The organism is Synechococcus sp. (assembly GCF_982614295.1).
Map to the genome: position 1 here is coordinate 29,754 of NZ_CEXBMR010000002.1, position 18,361 is coordinate 48,114.

Here is an 18,361-nt window from a genome sequence, read left to right on the forward strand (position 1 = left end):
CATTTCATCCTTATATCTTCGACCTTGGTGTGGGGGGCCTAGATTCAATAGCCACAGAGCCCCGGCGGAATGCACCTCAGCGAGCTGAGTCATCCGAATCAATTGCACGGCAGCAGCATCCAGGAATTGGAAGCAGTTGCTCGGCAGATCCGCGAAAAGCACTTAGAGACCGTTTCCACCTCTGGAGGCCACCTTGGCCCGGGCTTAGGAGTGGTGGAACTCACCTTGGCCCTTTATCAAACTCTCGATCTCGATCACGATCGGGTGGTGTGGGATGTGGGCCATCAGGCTTATCCCCACAAGTTGATTACCGGTCGCTATAGCCAGTTCCATACCCTTAGGCAGCAGGGGGGAGTCGCGGGCTACTTAAAGCGTTCCGAAAGCCGTTTTGACCATTTTGGCGCTGGCCATGCCTCCACGAGCATTTCCGCTGCCCTTGGCATGGCGATAGCGAGGGATCGCCAAGGGTTGAGCCATAAATGTGTTGCAGTTATCGGTGATGGCGCCCTTACAGGCGGCATGGCTTTGGAGGCGATCAACCACGCAGGTCATTTGCCCCAAACGAAATTCTTGGTGGTGCTAAACGACAACGACATGTCGATTTCACCGCCGGTAGGAGCGTTGTCTACTTACTTAAACCGGATGCGTTTAAGTCCGCCGGTGCAATTCCTTAGCGGCAGCGCAGAAGAGGCAGTGAAAAGTTTGCCATTTATGCATGGTCAGCTGCCATCGGAATTAAGTCGTTTAAAAGAGGGCATGAAGCGTTTAGCAGTGCCCAAAGTTGGTGCTGTATTTGAAGAACTGGGCTTCACCTACATGGGGCCGGTTGATGGCCACGATATGGGGGCGATGATCCGCACTTTCCAAGCGGCTCACCGCTGCGAAGGCCCTGTTTTGGTGCACGTTGCAACCACCAAGGGTAAGGGGTATCCATATGCAGAAGCAGACCAAGTTGGTTATCACGCTCAATCCGCCTTTGATCTTTCAACCGGTAAATCTTTCCCAGCGAAAAGGCCTAAACCTCCCAGTTACAGCAAGGTGTTTGGCCAAACTTTATTGAAACTTTGCGAACAAAATTCAAAGATCGTAGGAATTACTGCTGCCATGGCCACTGGCACTGGTTTAGATCTTTTACAGAAATCATTACCGGAGCAATACGTAGATGTTGGTATTGCTGAACAGCATGCAGTTACCCTCGCAGCAGGCATGGCTGCCGATGGCTTAAGGCCTGTTGCAGCTATCTACAGCACCTTCTTGCAAAGGGCCTACGACCAACTAATTCACGATGTGGGTATCCAAAACCTTCCAGTATGTTTTGTGCTGGATCGTGCCGGAATTGTGGGGGCCGACGGACCTACCCATCAAGGGCAATACGACATTTCCTATCTACGTTGTATACCTAATTTCACTGTGATGGCCCCCAAGGATGAGGCTGAACTGCAGAGGATGTTGGTTACCTGCATCGCTCATTCAGGGCCAACAGCTCTACGAATCCCCCGGGGAGAAGGGGAGGGGGTTCCCCTTCTAGAAGAGGGTTGGGAACCCATTGAGATTGGCCGAGCTGAACAATTAGCGGAGGGAGACGATTTAATGATCGTTGCCTATGGCGCCATGGTTGCTCCCGCTATGGCTACAGCGGGGTTATTACAGGAGCAGGGGGTGCGGGCTGCTGTGGTGAATGCCCGTTTCTTGCGCCCTCTCGATGAAACCATGCTGCTGCCGATGGCTCGCCGGATCGGCCTGGTGGTAACTATGGAGGAAGGTTGCCTAGCGGGCGGTTTTGGGGCGGCTGTGCTGGAAGCATTTCAAGACAACGATCTTCTTGTGCCCTTACTACGCATCGGAATTCCAGATCGGTTGGTGGATCACGCCAGCCCCGAGCAATCCAAACAGGCTCTTGGCTTAACACCTCCCCAGATGGCCCAACGGATCCTGGACAAATTTGGGTCTGCCTTAAAGCAGCAACACCGCGAAGCTCAACCGGCATGAGTTGAAATTCTCTAGCGCAGCAGCAGTTGGATGACCGATTTTGAAGTGGTTGTAGTTGGTGCTGGGCCAGCTGGGGCGGAGCTTGCCCGTTGTTTAGCTCAAGCAGGGGTAAGCGTTTGCCTAATAGATCGCTTGCCCCATATGGCAAAAGCTGCCTTCAGCAGCGCTGCATTACCCCTTGCCAGCATTGATCGTTTTGGTTTGCCAGCGGAACTATTGGCCGCCAGATGGTGTGGCTGGCAGCTATTAAGCCCAAATGGTGAATGGCACCACTGGCAACAAAGCCAGGCACTAGGTGCAGTTTTAGATTTCGCTGCTCTACGCCAATGGCTCACCGCCCAGGTGCAGATCCTGGGGGGTGAAGTAATGCTTGGCTGCACCGTTACCGCTTGTGAACTTGAGCGCAGCGGCATGAAGCTCATAACGCATATGAGAAATCACAAAGCTGAAAGCAGCTCAATACGTTCCGATTGGGTGGTGGATGCCAGCGGCCAAAGCCGTTGCTTAATTGCTGAAGCTGGCACAAATGCCAGGGATCCAGTTTTGCTGGGAGTGGGGCTCGAATGGCTCCTGGAGGTGGATCAAAACAGTTGGCAGCGCTGGAGCCAGCGCCTGAGCTTCTTAATCGGCAGCAATTGGGTGCCCAATGGTTATGGCTGGGTATTTCCGATGCAGCCCGGTTGCCTCAAGGTGGGAGTGTGTCGTTTGCTTAATCCGAATAAGCAAGCTGGTCCCTCTCTTGGGTTTCTACAAAAAAAAGTGTTGGGTTTGTTGGATTTAGACGGAGCAAGGGTGCTAGATCGCCATGGGGGTTTAATTCGCAGCCGAGTGGGTCGTAGCGATTGCCATGGCCGCGGCCGCTTACTAGCGATTGGAGATGCAGTGAGCACCGCCAACTTGCTGGGGGGTGAGGGCATCCGCCACGCAATGGAGAGCGCCAGAGTTCTCGCCCCATTACTGCTGGCAAACCTAGCTAACCCAAATAACTTAATTAAAAACTATAAAAAAAAGCTCAAATACCAACTCGGAGCTCGCTGGAACCTAAGTGGCCGCCTTGCCCAGCGCACTTGGCAAAAACTTCACACAAAGCAGGCCGATCAGCGCATGGAAAAATTGCTGCAGGGCTTAAAGCACTGCAGCGCCTCTGATCTTTCGGAACTGCTTTTTAACTATCGATTTGAACGGTATGGCTTGCGGGCCTTGCCGTATTTGTTTGGTATGGGTGGGCGCTCAAAGAGCTCCTGAGGCCGCTAAGCCTTGAATGGCACCAATACCAATGATGTGGCCAAGGCTGGTGGTGCCGAGCAGTGCGCCGTAGCCAAAACCACCAAAGAAACTGCTGTTGGGCAAACTAGGGCCCTCATTTGGATATTTGATGGTGGCCTTGCCTATAGCGATTGCGACCACATTGCAGAGAATCATCACGAGCCCCACTTTTGGTGTCCAAGAAACCACCGCAGGGGTGAGGGCTAGTAGTGGGCTGATCAGATGGGGAATAAAGGTCATTGCTCCGAGGGCATTCGTGCTGCGATCTGATCATCTAACCCATTGGTGGATTTTGCTTGCCCCCGTAAGACTTGTTTACTACCAAAACCCAAAAGCAATACCAAATTGCTAATGCTCAGAAATGCCTCAGCACCGCCATGAAGCCAATCCACATTTGCTAACTCTTCTCCGTAGCGGCTTAAGGCGATAGCAGCGGCAACAATTGTGATCGCAACAAATAAAAGGGTTAAGCCAAAGCCCCAAAGGGCAAGCACTGGAAACCTGCCACTTCGTTTTGCCCACCAAAGGAAAAGAAGGTATGGAAAGAGTGAAAGGGCAAATAAAGGGGCGGCCGGATCGTTCATCGCAGCCGCGCCAGAGGTGATCGAGCCAGCCACCAGGCAGCTGCAGCGAGGCAACAATTACCTAGAAGGGTTAAACCGGCTTGAAGCGTTACGAGCCAATGCAATTCCAGGCTGTTGTCGAAAAGGTGCCAGGTGCAGGCGCAAAGGGCACTAACTAAAGCTGGCAACATGGCTAAGGCGAGCCAGCGCCATTCAGGTTCTTGGCGTTGCTCACCCCAAACCACCACAGCGGCAATAGCAAGCAGCCATTCCAATACAGAGCTGAGATGTATCACCCAGGTATGAAAGGAAAGAATGTGCATTGTTTGTTTTATTAAAGCCAATCTAGGAAAGCCATGGCTCACACTGGCAGGCGCTCAAGCGATCGCCATGGTTTCCACTTCAAAAAAGCTGCTGATCTGCGGTTACTACGGCGAACACAACCTTGGCGACGACGCTTTATTGGAAGCCTTGCTAGCAGGGCTTCCAGCTGGATGCAGCGTTGTGGTTACAGCTGCCGATGAGGCTCAGGTGCGGAAACGCTTTGGAGTCCAAACTTGTAACCGGCGCAGTTTTGTTAACACGTTTAAAGGTTTAATTCGCTGTAATTTTTTGATTTTTGGTGGCGGTAGTTTGCTGCAAGACAGCACAAGTTTTAAAAGCTTGTTTTTTTATAGCGCCTTGATTATTGCCGCAAGATTGCAAGGCAAATCCGTACTGCTTTGGGGGCAAGGTCTTGGGCCTCTCCGGCGCTGGTACAGCCGCTTGCTGGTGCGATTGCTTCTAGCCAATGTGCAATCTGCAAGTTGGCGTGATCCAGATTCCGCTGCTCTGTCGAAAGAATTGGGAAGAAATCCCAACCCTTCAGATCCGGTGGGTGCTGATCCGGTGTGGGGGTTGGCAAGGGGGCATTGGCGCGGCAAGGGCGGTGCAATCGTGCTTGCCTGGCGACCAACCCCTTTGTTGCAGGCTCCTCAATGGCGAACATTGCTAAGGGCTGTTTCGTTGCTAGCGCAACAAAGTGAAAGGCAAGTGTTGTGGTTGCCGTTTCATGCAAATCAAGATCGCGGCATGCTGCTTGATTTGTATCAACAAGGGTTTATGCCTGAAGCCCTTTGGCAGTGCTCAAGAGAATTGAATTTAGAGCGGCCTGAAGAAGCAATGGCTGAAGCGTCTTTATCGGGATTGGTAATTGCGATGCGCCTGCACGCCTTAATTCTTGCAGCGTTAACAGGTGCCCCCTGTACCGCTTTGAGCTACGACCCCAAAGTTTCAGCAGCAGCAGCAGGATTCTCTTGCCAATGCCTTGAATTAGCTCTGCTTCAAAATGATCCAGAACAAATTAAAAATAATTGGTTTAATCAGCTAGATAAACCTTTATCAAGCAACCAGATTCAAAGCCAAATTAATAGCTCTAAAAACCATCACCGAGGCCTCGCTTTAGAGCTTGGCCAAATTAACTCCAAGCTCCTTAGCAAAGGCACCTAAACCTTTCTTCTGAACAGTGCGTAATGCCCTAGTGGAAAGGCGGATTTTGATCCAGCGATTGCCTTCAGCCCACCACAATCTGCGGTATTGAAGATTCACCTGCTGCAGCTTTTTGGTGCGCACGTGGGAGTGACTAACGGACATGCCGTTGTTGGCCCGTTGACCTGTTAGCTGGCACACCCGAGACATTTAATCGATTCCCAATCTGGATTAGCTAATTACTTTAGCAAAATAGCTGCCCTACCTCAGAGCCCCCTTTCCATCAGTTGTCCCATCAGATCGCAGCTGCGTTGCTGAAAGCCAGCCAATTGATTTGGTTCAAGGCCACCAACCGCGAGCCTCGCCATTTCATAGAGATGGCGGCTTAGCTGTTGTGCAAGCTCAAGGCTTGGGGAGTTGGCCCCAGGGCTGGTGGTAATCACTGCTCCGGCGGAGAGTTTTAAAAGGCCATCCACCAGCCTGTGGCGTCGATTAACAAGCAACACATGGTGATCGGGTAGGCCGGGTAAGCGTTGCTCCATCAAGGCGCCCATGTCATTTAGACGGCGCATCTGTTCTGGCAGCAAAATCAAGGCAGCGGGGGCATTGTCACCCTTGAGGCTCTGCACTTGAATGGTTATTTTTTCGTTTTCTAAAGATTGCTTGAAAAGGTCACGCAACTTTTCACTCGCTTCTTTGCCATCGGCATCAGCAAGGCTTGGCTCTTGCTCCTGGAGGCTGGCATCAAGCTCTGAATCAACCCGTTGGAATTTCAATTCGCTATGGCGCATCTCCAACCAGGGGATGAATTGAGCGTCGATTAAAGAATCGGCGAGCAGCACTTCTGTTCCTTGCCCTTGCCATAGAGCTAGAGCTCCAGCTTGAGCCGCTTCATCGTTGCAATAAAGAATTCGATCTTTGCAAGCTGCTTCAGTGCGAGAGCGATAACCAGAAAGTGTGGTGAATGATTTTTGGCCAAAAGCGATCGGATCTGGATCTGCAGGTTCGCTAGATTCTGGCTCAACAACATTGATGGAACTTGATTTTAAAGTAGTTCCAAATAAGATAATTTCAGCAATTTGCTCGGCAAATTTATCATCTTCCATGGCACCAATTTTAATAAAAGGTGCAATAGATTCCCAGATTTCGGCATATCTATTTGGGTTACTGCGTTTTAAATCTTTTAAACGATCCCCCACTTTTTTAGCTACAAAGCCTCCAATGGATCTTACTTTTCGATCGGTTTGCAATGCAGACCTACTTACATTGAGGGGAATATCTGGTGAATCAAGCACGCCCCTTAAAGGGAGCAGGTAACGAGGCACCACCTCTTTAATTGAGTCGCTTACAAATACTTGATTGCAGTAGAGGCGAATTTCACCTTTATCCCAATCGCCTCTACCAGCCATTTGTGGAAAATATAAAATACCCTGTAAGTTATATGGATAATCTGTATTCAAATGAACCCAAAGCAAAGGGTCGCCTTGAAAAGGGTATAAATAGCGATATAGATTTAAATAATCCTCATCACTTAAATCTCTTGGGCTCTGTCTCCATGGTGCTTCTCGCTTGTTGACTGTCTCGCCGTCTAACTGAACAGCAACTGGCATAAAGTCGCAGTATGTAGTTATTAGATTGCGAATTCTTGCCGGTTCAATGTATTCGAGTTCTTCATCTTGAAGATGTAAAATTATATCGGTACCAGCTTCGCTGCGATCGCCTGCTTGAAGGCTGAAATTTGGCGATCCATCGCAACTCCAGCGAACAGCTTCGGAGCCTTCCTTTGCACTTAGGCTGAGCAGCTCAACCTGCTTTGCCACCATAAAACTTGAATAAAAACCAAGACCAAAATGGCCAATGATTGCATCGCTTTCCCTTTTATATTTTTCAAGGAATTCTTCAGCACTTGAAAATGCAACTTGATTTATGTAGCGTTTTACTTCATCGGCATTCATGCCGATACCATTATCGCTAATGGTGAGGGTTTTAGCTTCGCGGTTAATTCGTATTTGTATGCAACCTTCAGGACCTTCGCTGCAATCCCCTGCCATTGCGGCCATTCGTCTTTTACTAATTGCATCTGTGCCGTTGCTAACTAATTCCCTCAGAAAAACTTCGTGGCCGCTGTAAACAGCTTTTTTGATAATTGGAAATATATTTTCTGTATGTATCTGTATCTGGCCGTTTTCTTCAAGCACCGTCATGGGTGGAACTTATAAAAGCTCTTGAACCATAGGCAGTTGTTGCTCCCTAGCTCAAGGGGCTTTGAGGGTGGGTTCTCCGAACCGATTTAATTGCGTTGTTGCAACTCGGGCCTTTCCTCCTGCAAAATCGCTCCCTCCACCGGACACACCTGTAAGCAAATGCCGCAGTCGATGCAGGTTTGAAAATCGATCCAATAGAACCCAGTTCCTTTTTGATTTGCCCCTTGGCCGGGATGGATACAAGCCACAGGACAAGCGTCAACGCAATCTGCAATGCCCTCGCACACGTTGCTAATAATCGTGTGGGCCATAGAAAGGAATTCAATCCTTAGATTTTACGGATTAGGTGAGCCAATCGAGCAACTTGAGCCCCCGCGAACTTGCAAGCTTTTCTGCGTCTTCTTTGCTTTCACAGGGTTGGGGCCACAGTTCCGCCTGTTCGCCGCGGCTGTGGCACTGTTGCAATAGATCGAGAGCAGGATTTAAGAGGGCTGAATTTTGAAAAGCTACCAACCAGCAATGCTTATTTGATTCTGGGGAATGACCGCTGGCGGATCCCAGTAATTGCCTCAAATCTCCAACTGCAAAACTAAAACCCACCCCTGTAGCGCCACTAGTTGATGGGCTAAAACGATTAACTAAGTTGTTGTATCGGCCCCCGTTTGCTACTGCCACAGGCGCATGGGGGCCCTGGCACACAAGTTGCATTACCAAGCCGTCGTAAAGAGCAAATTGGGGTTGAAAGCTTGGATCAAGTTGCAAACGAATGTCTTTAGCCACAGCTATCGGCGCTAAGGCCGCTAACAATTGCTCTAGTTGTTTTAAAAGAGGATCTTCTCCAAGCAACTCGCTGAGCTGTTTCAGCACCAGCGCTGGTGCCCCTCTCAATTTAATAACCCGCTCAAGCAGCAATAACTGATCTGGTGGCAGGGGTAATTGCTTTAAATCATGTTGGTTCCCTTGGCAAAGGGCCCGGCGACAACTTTGTTGCATCGATTTCTCCACCTTCGCTAGCACCAACTCAAGTAAGCCTTGATGGCCGATGAGTAGGCAGGGGGCGTGGTGCGCGGCCAGGGGTAGATGGCCGGCAGCATCAATTAGCAGCCTGAGCAGTTCTGCATCACCGGCCGGGCTAGCACTTCCCATAAGCTCCACACCGCTCTGGAGTTGCTCATTAATCCTGGGATTTTCCCCCTCTGTGCGTTCGGCAAGAAAAATTGAGCCGCTGTAGTGCAAGCGCAAAGGTCTTTGTAAACCGCCAAGGCGGGTACAGGCGGCTCGGGCGATGCTGGCGGTCATTTCTGGCCGTAGGCCCAAGGGCTCATCCGCCACCACCTGGAGCACCTGCTCTGAACAAATTGCACCACCGGCCTCGAGGGTGTCTAGTCGCTCGATACTGGGGGGTGTTACTTCGCTGTAGCCCCAAAGTTGATACACCTGCGCAAGGCGTTCGCAGATCCATCTATTCGCCCCCACATCCTGGGGCAAAAGATCCCGGGCGCCACTGGCGGGTTGTAAGGCCATGGGGCTTGTTCAACTTTGGCCAAATCTATGGAGCAACAAGCCCTTCAGCTTGCAATTGGTGGAAAACTGGCGCCATAGATCACGCCGGGCATCGGTTCACAACTTTTAAGCCCTTCTACTAGCGGTTGCAAAAGTGCTGGGCTGCAGGCCAATACCCTGCCGTTATTTAGATTTAAAGGGTTGTTGTTGTAGTCACAAACTATGCCTCCTGCTGCCATTATCAAGGCTGCACCCGCCGCTAGATCCCAAGGTTGCAGGCCCCGCTCCCAATAACCATCAAGGCGTCCAGCTGCCACAAACGCCAGATCTAATGAAGCGGCGCCACCGCGACGCACACCATGGCAGCGGTGAGAGAAATAACAAAACTCGGTGTAATTGTTGTTTTGTACCTCAAAACGGTCGTAGGCAAAGCCTGTAACCAAAAGTGCATTGGCTAATTGATCACAACCAGAAACCTTCAACTGTTCACCATTGCAGTAAGCGCCTAGGCCGATTCCGCCCCAGTAAGACTGTTGCAAAGCAGGGGCTTCTATTGCCCCCAGATGAGGTTGGCCGTTTTTGAGTAACCCCACTGAACAGGCAAATAAAGGAAATCCGTGGGCGTAGTTAGTGGTGCCATCAAGGGGATCAACACACCACTGCAAGGCACCAGCCGGACCTTGCCTACCAGCTTCCTCCGCCAATACACCAATTTCGGGTGTGTGCTGCTGGAGCACCTCAAGAACTGCTGCTTCAGCGGCGAGATCAGCTTCGGTTACTAAATCTCCAGGCCTTCCTTTACAGCGCACCTGCTCAAGTTTGCCCCAATGTTTTTTTAGGGCCAAGGCACCAGCGTTAGCTGCGGCTTGTGCAATTTCAAGCAGCTGTTGATCGGTTTGTATTGCCACGTTTCAGTGCTCCTCGAGGGGAATTGCTTTACGCACCCTGCCACGGGCAAATACCTGGCCGAATTGCAACATATAAACCTCATCTTCGCTTTGAGTTTCAGCCACCACAGCACCGCATACTTTGGCAACACAAAGCAATGCGTAGCCCTTTTCTTTAAGGGAACGCGATAAGCCAAGGGCTTCAGGCTGCTCAACGTTCCCCTCCAATACCTTTACGGCGCAGGAGGTGCAAACACCATTGCGGCAACTAAAAGGTAATGGTGTTCCTAGGGCTTCAAAAGCTTGCAATACATAGGCACCTTCAGGAAGATCAGCGCTATGGGTTTTACCCCGTTGGCGGTCGTAAACCGTAACTCGATGAAACGCTGCCATAGGAATAATTGGGTGAACTGCTAGGTTGCCAGCTGCGCAGGATTGCACTGCCGGGGAGAGGTGGCCGAGTGGTCGATGGCGCAGCACTGGAAATGCTGTATAGGGGAAACTCTATCGAGGGTTCGAATCCCTCCCTCTCCGTTTCAAAATCTTGCTCTTTGGGTAATCCTTAAAGAACTCACAAAGAAGCGCGGTCAAGATTATGAAAGTGAATTTGGGCTAACTATGGGTTTTGCGAGCAAACGCGCCGTTTCTGTTGTATTCGGGCTCGCTGTAGGGCTCTCCGCGGTTGTTACGCCACTTGAGGCCTTAAGCAAATCAGTGAGAATCAGCGGCTCCAGCACCGTGGCGCCAATAACAGAGTTAGCAGTTAAAGAATTTAGAGTTACCAGAGCAGGGAAAAAGGCTAAGTTTGAGCCAATAGTAATAAATGGAACTAGGGCAGGCTTTAGAGATTTTTGCAGTGGTAAAACTAGTATAAGTAATGCGTCTCGCCCTATAAATAGCAAAGAGCTCAAGGCATGTTCAAAGGCAAAGATTAGTTTTTATGAGTTGCCCATCGGCTTTGACGCTCTAACGGTTGTTGTTAATTCAGCAAATACCTGGGCTAAAGACATCTCTTTAGTTGAATTAAAAAGATTATGGTCTCGCGACGCTCAAGGTAAGGTAGAGCGCTGGAATCAAGTAAATTTAGATTGGCCTGCAAAACCCATAAATCTCTTTGGACCTGGAAAGGATTCCGGAACATTTGAATATTTCAATAAGGCAATAACTGGCGATTCGGAAAATTCAAGATCTGATTATGGCAGCAGCGAAAATGATAATATAATTGCAAAAAATATTATTGCAGATCCGAACGCCATGGGCTATTTTGGCTTTTCCTACTTCAAAGCAAATCAATCTAAATTGCGCGCGCTTGCAATTAAAGGCCCTAAGGGCAATGTAATTCCATCGCTGAAGAATGTTCAAAACGAATCATATCAACCGCTTTCAAGACCAATGTTTATTTATGTAAATAGTAGGCAGCTTGGCATGAATGCTAATTTGAGAAACTTTATTAACTTTTACCTGAATAATGCAGACAGCTTGGTTAAGAAAGAGGGGTCAATTCCTCTTTCTAGATCACAGTATTTAATGGTTGAAAATAAATTATTACGCAGTGTGCTTGGCAGTTCCTTTGCCGGAGATATTCCCGTTGGAACAAGGCTTGGTGAATTGCTGAATAGAAGTATAGATGCAATTAAAAGACCTGATTTTCGGAATTAAAATAAGTTGAATTAGTTGTCACAAAAAAAGCCTCCCATTTAGGAGGCTTATAAGGTTATTTATTTCAACTATTAGCCAAAACGGCCGCTCACGTATTCTTGAGTAGATTGTTGTTTTGGATTATTAAATATATTGGCAGTTTCATCAAATTCAACCAGATAACCCACCTTGCCACTGCCTCCTTCAACTGCCACTGCATTATAGAAAGCTGTCATATCTGATACGCGTACGGCTTGCTGCATATTATGTGTAACGATCACAATTGTAAATTCTTTTTTTAATTCGTGCATTGTTTCTTCCACTTTTAAAGTGGAGATTGGATCAAGGGCCGAACAGGGTTCATCCATCAAAATAACATCTGGCTGAGTCGCAATTGTGCGAGCGATGCAAAGGCGCTGCTGCTGGCCACCCGATAAGGAATAACCACTCTCTTGAAGTTTATCTTTGCATTCATCCCATACAGCTGCTCGGCGCAGGGAGCGTTCAACTAATTCGTCCATGTCACCTGTGTAGCCGTTAATTCGGGCGCCGAAAGCTATGTTTTCATAAATACTTTTTGGAAATGGATTTGGCCTTTGAAAAACCATTCCAATACGCCTACGCACCTCAACTGGATCAACTTTGGGCTCATATAAATCCTGGCCTTCATAGATAATTCTTCCCTTCAAACTGAAGCTTGGAATTAGGTCGTTCATTCGATTGAAACAGCGCAGCACTGTGCTTTTGCCGCAGCCGGATGGACCAATAAAGGCGGTTACCTTACCCCTGGGCACTTCAAGAAAAACACTCTTTACTGCTTCAAATGATCCATAGCTAATCGTTACGTTGTCGCAGGCAATTGCCACCTGGTCATTTGGTACGTCGGTGATGTGGGTGGTGAATGACATTTGAGTGGAAAATAGTGAGTGTTTTAAAAGTTTGACAGCGGCTTGTTAACGCTGGGCAAAGCCAGAGATCCAACGAGCAAATATATTCATTCCCAAAATCATTACCACCAAAACAAATGAAGCAGCCCAGGCCAGGGTGATCTGAGCCTCGTAGGGCATAATTGCAAAGTTGAAAATCAACACAGACATTGTTGCTAAGGGGTTAAAGATCCCCTCTGGCCAAAATGGTGAAAACAGAGCAGTGAAGATCAATGGAGCTGTTTCACCTGCTGATCTCGCAATTGCAAGAACCACACCTGTGGCTATTGGTGCCACTGCTGCAGGCAACACCACTTTCATCGTGGTTACAAAAGTTGATGCACCTAATCCTAAAGCACCCCAACGCAACTCTTGAGGTACAAGTTTCAATCCCTCATCTGTTGTTTTGATAATAGTTGGTAACATCAATACAGCTAAGGCGAGCCCGCCAGCTACCGCTGAATAACTATTACCAAAAAATACTCTTGTGGAAACAACTAATCCGTATATAAATACACCAGCAATAATCGAAGGAACTCCCGCTAAGACATTTGTGCCAAACCTTACAAATTCTGCAAATTTATTTCCTTGGGAGAATTCTGCAAGGTAGATACCTCCTCCAACACCCACAGGAACAGCAAAAACACATGATATGAGCGTAACAACAAGGGTACCAATCAACGCATTACCAATGCCTCCGCCATCTAAACCTGGCGGAGGAGGTAATTCAAAAAATATTGAGGGAGATAAAACCGTAATTCCTTTAATAAGCACATAAGCAATCACAAATATCAGCGGTAAAACTGCAATTGTGGCAAATGTAGCGGCCAGAGCAGTCATCGCAGCATTTGCACGATTACGAAGTAATCCAGGCTTTCGGTGCAGGGATGTGGTGCTGAAGTTTGGGGAGGAGAATGTCATGATTTTAATTAGTTAGAAGATTTAATTCAATCATATTTAAGGCTGAGACGCTTAACGATCCATTGCGCTAGCACATTTACTATTAATGTAATAATCATCAGCACTAATGCGGCATACATCAAGGCAGATACTTGAATGCCATCCGCCTCACCAAATTGATTTGCCAGTAGAGCTGCAATTGTGTTGCCTGGGGCAAACCAGGATAGGTTAAATGAAGTTGAATTGCCAATGATCATCGTTACGGCCATTGTTTCACCCATCGCCCTACCAAGTGCGAGCATTATTCCGCCGATTATTCCAGAAATGGCTGCTGGCAAAATAACTTGAAAAATAGATGTCCAGCGAGTTGCGCCAATTCCGTAGGCAGCTTGACGCAGATCAGGGGGTACTTGATTTAAACAATCCCTGGAGATAGCAGTGATGATCGGTAAAAGCATCACTACTAAAATCAACACGGCAGGCATAAATCCCGGGCCGTTAGCCGGTGTACTGAAAAATGGAATAAAGCCAAGTTTATTGTGTATTACGTTTAAAACTGGTCTAATCGTGGGCTCTAGCACAAAAATTGCCCACAATCCCAAAACAACCGATGGTATTGCAGCAAGCAATTCAACCATGTTAGAAATAATAGTTCTATATTTTTGATGTATAAAGTTTTCAGTTAAAAATATTGCTGTGCCAACCCCTAAAGGAACCGCAAGTAGCAAAGCGAGCACTGAAGTTAATATCGTTCCATAAATTGCAGTGAACGCTCCAAATTGTTCTTCAACTGGATTCCAAGTGGTGCTGGTAAGAAAATTAAGGCCAAATAATTGAATTGCTTCACGGCCTTCCCAAAAAACAACTAGAAAAATAGCTAATAAAATAATCCCTACTAAAGCGGCGAGAGCAGTAACCAAAGAACGAAAGCCGTTGTCAACTAACTTGTCACTTGCTGGTCTGTGGCGAAGCGTGTAGAGAAGGTCTCTGCGGGTTGCTTCCATAATTCGAAGTAGGGAACTTTTGCAATGTTGCTGTAAACATAAAAAAAGGGGCGGGAATCCGCCCCAAAATAAACAAGCTAAACTAGATTATTTACCAATCTGTTTAACTGCCGCTTTGGATTTCGCCAAAATTCCGCCTTCAAGGGGCACATAACCCAGATCGTCTGCAAGTTTTTGGGCTGCAGGGCTTAATGCATAGTTAAGAGCCTTTTGAATGTCTTTTACTTTGCCTTCGTTACCTGTTTTATAGGCAAGAATCCAAGTGAGAGTAACAATTGGATAGCTCTTGGCGCCTGATGGATTTGGATCTTCCCCGGCGTTCATCGCATCAAGCCTGATATTGTCTAAGCCGGCAGCTCCAGAAGCAGCTGTTGGTTTCACAAAATTACCAGCTTTATTTTGTACTGCGGCAGCTTTGATAACTCCGCGTACATAAGACTGATTTAAGTAACCAATTGAACCTGGGGTTTGCTTGATAACACCAGAAACTCCTTCGTTACCCTTGCCGCCTATGCCAACTGGCCACTGAACACTTTTGCCTTTGCCAACCTTGCTCTTCCACTCAGGCGAAAAAGATGAAAGGCTATTAGTAAATGCAAAAGTGGTTCCTGAACCGTCTGAACGGTGGGCTACAGAAATAGGGCCTGCAGCGCATTTCAGTTGCTTCCAATTATTTATGTTGCCAAGAAAAATACCTACAACCTGCTTTTGGGTGAGTTTCAAATCACAACCAGCCTTGTTGTAAGCAACGGCAATGGAACCACCAACCATTGGAATTTGAACTACACCGCGCTTAACCTTGGCAGCCGCTTTAGCCTTGATGGGCTCATCTGAGGCACCGAAATCAACGGATCCAGCAACGTACTGACGAACGCCCGCGCCTGAGCCAACGCTTTGATAATTAACTTGTCCGCCGCCCCTTGTTTTTGCGTAATCCGCAAACCAGCGTTGATAAATCGGTGCTGGGAAGGATGCGCCGGCACCACTGATGGTGGTTTGAGCAATTAAAGGAAGGAGAGTTGCAGTGCTAAGGGCCGCAATGGCACTGATAGCAATGGCTTTCTTAGCGACGGGCATGGGAGCCAAAATTTGTTCTCTTCATTAATAAGTGCAATTTCTTAAGACTGGATTATGGCCTTAGGGGCTGACTAAATGCGATCGCCCGTTAGCGTGAAAACATTCGCTCAGGTCCATGGGGAGGATCGTTGGCATAGACCTCGGCACCACCAATTCGGTGCTCTCAGTCTTGGAGGGCGGGCGTCCTGTTGTAGTAGCAAATGCTGAAGGGATGAGAACCACTCCTTCTGTTGTGGGCTTTAACCGTGAAAGGGAGCTGCTGGTGGGTCAGGCCGCTCGTCGCCAATTGGTGCTAAATCCGCGCAACAGTTTCAGCAATTTGAAGCGCTTAATTGGGCGCTTGTGGGATGAACTAGACGATGCCAGCCAAGCTGTTGCATACACCGTAAGAGCCAACGATCAAGGGCAAGTGCGGGTGGTTTGCCCAGGTATGGAACGGGAATTTGCCCCTGAAGAATTGGTGGCTTGTTTGCTGCGCAAATTGGTAGACGATGCCAGCAGCTATCTGGGTGAAACGGTTGAGGCAGCCGTTATCACTGTGCCTGCATATTTCGATGATGCCCAACGCCAGGCCACAAGAGATGCCGGCCGCTTGGCGGGGTTAAACGTTGAGCGGATTTTGAACGAACCCACCGCAGCGGCCCTTGCCTACGGCTTTGATCGCAGCCGTTCCCAAACGGTTTTGGTATTTGATCTTGGCGGTGGCACATTTGACGTATCTGTATTGCGGATTGCAAATGGTGTTTTCGATGTGAAATCAACGAGTGGCGACACTCAATTGGGTGGTAACGACTTTGATCAATGCATTGTTGATTGGTTAGCTGATGCTTTCTACAAAACCAACCAGATTGATTTACGGCGGGATCGCCAAGCTCTTCAACGCCTTTTAGAGGTGTCTGAAAAAGCTAAACAAGAACTTTCTGGTACTCAGCAAACCCAGATTTCGCTTCCCTTTATTGCTACTTCCGCCGATGGCCCGTTGCATTTAGAAATCAATTTAGATAGGCCCACCTTTGAATCGCTTTGCACCGACCTGCTTGATCGCTTGTTGAAGCCTGTGCAAGAGGCGCTTCAAGACGCGGGGTTAGCACCTGAAGATATCAACGAAGTTGTGCTTGTAGGTGGAGGTAGCCGGATGCCGATGGTGCAACAACTAGTGCGTACTTTGATTCCAAAAGAGCCGAGTCAGAATGTGAATCCAGATGAGGTGGTGGCGATTGGCGCTGCTGTGCAGGCCGGAATTCTCACTGGCGAACTCCGAGATTTGATGCTCAACGATGTAACTCCGCTTTCGGTGGGCCTTGAAACCATCGGAGGCGTAATGAAGGTGATCATCCCCAGAAATACCCCTATTCCGGTTAGGCGTTCTGATGTTTTCAGCACTTCAGAAATAAATCAATCCTCCGTTGATATTCATGTTTTGCAGGGGGAGCGCCAAATGGGAAGTGATAACAAATCACTCGGACGTTTTCGTCTTGCCGGCATCCCCCCAGCCCCAAGGGGGGTGCCCCAGGTGCAGGTTGCTTTCGATGTTGATGCCAATGGAATCCTGCAGGTATCCGCCACCGATCGCACCACCGGCAGGCGTCAAAGCGTCACCGTGCAGGGCAGCTCAAACCTCAGCCAGCAAGAAATTGATCTACTTCTTGCCGAAGCGGCCAGTAAAGCTATTGATGATCGCCGTCGCCGTTTGGAGGTAGATCGTCGTAATCGAGCTGAAACCCTGATCGCCCAAGCGGAACGCCGCTTACGGGATGCTGCCCTTGAACTTGGCCCCTACGGAGCTGAGCGGCAACAACGCAGCGTTGAAGGTGCTTTGCGCGATCTAAGGGAGGGTGTTGATCAGCTCGATGAGCGTGAATTGGATCTATTAATGAGTTCATTGGAAGAGGCTTTATACGGCCTTAATCGGCGCCTTACCTATGAACGTCGTGAGGCGGAACCTGCCGGGCCATTCCAGGGCATTCGCAGCACTTTGGGTTCCCTTAAAGATGAATTATTTGCAGACGATGATTGGGATGATTGGGATCGAGGTGGCAAGCGCCCTGATGATCCCTGGGGGCGCTATTGAGGCCGGTGATGGTTGCTCCAAACTCCCAAGACCACTGGGCTGCTTTGGGTTTAGATCCCGGCGCCAATCAGCAGGCGCTGAAGCAGGCTTTTCGCCGCTTAGCTCGCCGTTGGCACCCTGATCTAAATGCAAACGACCCAATTGCGGAGGAGCGTTTTAAACGCATAAACGAGGCCTACGCGGTATTGAGTGACCCCCGCCGCCGCCAGGCCTGGGAAACGTCTGAGCCCAGCGAAGAAGAAGATAGGTTTGCCGCCGGATTTCCAGAATTTGATGAGTACTTAGCGGCATTATTTGGTAAAAAATATGCACCGGAGCCAGCTGCTTGGCCCACTACAACCCCGCCACCTCCCCCTGCCCCCGTTCAGGTTCAGGGGGATTTCGAAAGCATCGTCAAGCTTTCGCCCAATCAGGCCCTAGAGGGCAGCACGGTGCAGGTTTCATTGCCTGATGGCTTAACGCTTGAAGTGCAAACCCCCCCTGAGGCGGGTGATGGCTGGCGTTTAAGGCTGGAAGGGGTTGCTCCAGGTGGCGGCGATCACTTTTTGTTGTTGCAGGTTCGCACTGTCGATGATCTTCGAATTGATGGTTTGAGGGTGCTTTATCGCTTAAATCTGCCGGCACCTCAAGGTGCTTTAGGGGTGCAGGCGGTGGTTCCCACCCTTGCGGGGCCAGTGCGGCTGAGGGTGCCACCTGGCACTTCAAGTGGGCAATTGCTGCGTTTGCGGGGCCGTGGCCTAGAGCGCCACGGCCGTAGTGGCGATCAGATCGTTGAAGTGAGGTTGGTGGTGCCTGAAACTTGTAGTGATGCAGAAGTTGCTTTATACCGGCGCTTGGCGGAATTGCTGGAAGAATGACGGTTCTGC

At 49.0% G+C, this 18,361-nt stretch carries 19 protein-coding genes and 1 tRNA gene; 7 read left to right on the forward strand and 13 right to left on the reverse strand.

Annotation, left to right across the window (positions count from 1 at the left end):
- Positions 1–69 precede the first annotated feature (69 nt).
- Both dxs and AC2JC8_RS00645 read left to right on the forward strand, forming a co-directional pair.
- A complete protein-coding gene (gene dxs / locus AC2JC8_RS00640) occupies positions 70–1,989 on the forward strand; it encodes a 1-deoxy-D-xylulose-5-phosphate synthase (RefSeq protein ID WP_484594034.1) in 1,920 nt (639 codons plus the stop codon).
- Positions 1,990–2,019: 30 nt separating this feature from the next.
- Positions 2,020–3,234, forward strand: coding sequence for an NAD(P)/FAD-dependent oxidoreductase (locus tag AC2JC8_RS00645; RefSeq protein WP_484419843.1), 1,215 nt, complete (start codon positions 2,020–2,022; stop codon positions 3,232–3,234).
- Here the strand turns inward: AC2JC8_RS00645 and psaK are convergent.
- The 3 genes from psaK to AC2JC8_RS00660 are packed head-to-tail and all read right to left on the reverse strand — an operon-like array spanning position 3,220 to position 4,141.
- Positions 3,220–3,495, reverse strand: a complete 276-nt coding sequence (psaK, locus tag AC2JC8_RS00650) for a photosystem I reaction center subunit PsaK (RefSeq protein ID WP_484401555.1) — start codon at positions 3,493–3,495, stop codon at positions 3,220–3,222. The two genes, AC2JC8_RS00645 and psaK, sit on opposite strands and share 15 nt — an antisense overlap.
- Positions 3,492–3,839 carry a DUF3593 domain-containing protein gene (locus tag AC2JC8_RS00655; protein WP_484594035.1) on the reverse strand — a complete coding sequence of 116 codons (348 nt, stop codon included), beginning with the start codon at positions 3,837–3,839 and terminating at the stop codon, positions 3,492–3,494. The genes psaK and AC2JC8_RS00655 overlap by 4 nt, the downstream gene beginning before the upstream one ends.
- Positions 3,836–4,141: a DUF2499 domain-containing protein gene (locus AC2JC8_RS00660; RefSeq protein WP_484401557.1), complete on the reverse strand. Its 306-nt coding sequence runs from the start codon at positions 4,139–4,141 to the stop codon at positions 3,836–3,838. Before AC2JC8_RS00660 ends, AC2JC8_RS00655 begins: the two co-directional genes overlap by 4 nt.
- Before the next feature lie 67 nt (positions 4,142–4,208).
- On the opposite strand from AC2JC8_RS00660, the gene csaB reads away from it, so the two are divergent.
- Entirely contained in the window at positions 4,209–5,306 is a 1,098-nt protein-coding gene (gene csaB / locus AC2JC8_RS00665; protein ID WP_484401558.1) for a polysaccharide pyruvyl transferase CsaB, read from the forward strand.
- Here csaB and rpmB read toward each other — a convergent pair.
- From rpmB to AC2JC8_RS00695, 6 genes are all read right to left on the reverse strand, one after another.
- Entirely contained in the window at positions 5,259–5,495 is a 237-nt protein-coding gene (rpmB, locus tag AC2JC8_RS00670; protein WP_255130771.1) for a 50S ribosomal protein L28, read from the reverse strand. The genes csaB and rpmB overlap by 48 nt on opposite strands.
- 56 nt (positions 5,496–5,551) lie before the next feature.
- A complete protein-coding gene (gene htpG / locus AC2JC8_RS00675; RefSeq protein ID WP_484401560.1) occupies positions 5,552–7,489 on the reverse strand; it encodes a molecular chaperone HtpG in 1,938 nt (645 codons plus the stop codon).
- Positions 7,490–7,575: 86 nt separating this feature from the next.
- The gene (locus AC2JC8_RS00680; protein WP_484401561.1) at positions 7,576–7,800 is read right to left on the reverse strand and encodes an indolepyruvate ferredoxin oxidoreductase subunit alpha; all 225 of its coding nucleotides are present in this window, start codon (positions 7,798–7,800) and stop codon (positions 7,576–7,578) included.
- A 31-nt stretch (positions 7,801–7,831) separates the two neighbouring features.
- Entirely contained in the window at positions 7,832–9,013 is a 1,182-nt protein-coding gene (locus AC2JC8_RS00685; protein WP_484401562.1) for an ATP phosphoribosyltransferase regulatory subunit, read from the reverse strand.
- A gap of 44 nt (positions 9,014–9,057) precedes the next feature.
- Positions 9,058–9,900 carry an inositol monophosphatase family protein gene (locus tag AC2JC8_RS00690; protein ID WP_484419842.1) on the reverse strand — a complete coding sequence of 281 codons (843 nt, stop codon included), beginning with the start codon at positions 9,898–9,900 and terminating at the stop codon, positions 9,058–9,060.
- Positions 9,901–9,903: 3 nt separating this feature from the next.
- Entirely contained in the window at positions 9,904–10,272 is a 369-nt protein-coding gene (locus tag AC2JC8_RS00695) for a 2Fe-2S iron-sulfur cluster-binding protein (RefSeq protein ID WP_484401565.1), read from the reverse strand.
- 54 nt (positions 10,273–10,326) lie between these two features.
- On the opposite strand from AC2JC8_RS00695, the gene AC2JC8_RS00700 reads away from it, so the two are divergent.
- Both AC2JC8_RS00700 and AC2JC8_RS00705 read left to right on the forward strand, forming a co-directional pair.
- Positions 10,327–10,413 (forward strand) — tRNA-Ser (locus AC2JC8_RS00700).
- Between the two features lie 84 nt (positions 10,414–10,497).
- Complete coding sequence (locus AC2JC8_RS00705) at positions 10,498–11,538, forward strand: PstS family phosphate ABC transporter substrate-binding protein (RefSeq protein ID WP_484594036.1); 1,041 nt, start codon at positions 10,498–10,500, stop codon at positions 11,536–11,538.
- A gap of 71 nt (positions 11,539–11,609) precedes the next feature.
- Here AC2JC8_RS00705 and pstB read toward each other — a convergent pair whose 3' ends face one another.
- The 4 genes from pstB to pstS form a co-directional block, all read right to left on the reverse strand.
- On the reverse strand, positions 11,610–12,425 hold the full coding sequence (gene pstB / locus AC2JC8_RS00710; protein ID WP_484419840.1) for a phosphate ABC transporter ATP-binding protein PstB: 816 nt from the start codon (positions 12,423–12,425) through the stop codon (positions 11,610–11,612).
- Positions 12,426–12,470: 45 nt separating this feature from the next.
- Entirely contained in the window at positions 12,471–13,364 is an 894-nt protein-coding gene (gene pstA / locus AC2JC8_RS00715) for a phosphate ABC transporter permease PstA (RefSeq protein ID WP_484594037.1), read from the reverse strand.
- A 26-nt stretch (positions 13,365–13,390) separates the two neighbouring features.
- Entirely contained in the window at positions 13,391–14,347 is a 957-nt protein-coding gene (gene pstC / locus AC2JC8_RS00720; RefSeq protein ID WP_484401928.1) for a phosphate ABC transporter permease subunit PstC, read from the reverse strand.
- 87 nt (positions 14,348–14,434) lie between these two features.
- Positions 14,435–15,424: a phosphate ABC transporter substrate-binding protein PstS gene (pstS, locus tag AC2JC8_RS00725; RefSeq protein WP_484594038.1), complete on the reverse strand. Its 990-nt coding sequence runs from the start codon at positions 15,422–15,424 to the stop codon at positions 14,435–14,437.
- Between the two features lie 115 nt (positions 15,425–15,539).
- On the opposite strand from pstS, the gene dnaK reads away from it, so the two are divergent.
- Entirely contained in the window at positions 15,540–17,495 is a 1,956-nt protein-coding gene (gene dnaK, locus AC2JC8_RS00730; protein WP_484401016.1) for a molecular chaperone DnaK, read from the forward strand.
- 8 nt (positions 17,496–17,503) lie between these two features.
- On the forward strand, positions 17,504–18,352 hold the full coding sequence (locus AC2JC8_RS00735; protein ID WP_484401017.1) for a DnaJ domain-containing protein: 849 nt from the start codon (positions 17,504–17,506) through the stop codon (positions 18,350–18,352).
- The last annotated feature ends 9 nt before the right edge of the window (positions 18,353–18,361 follow it).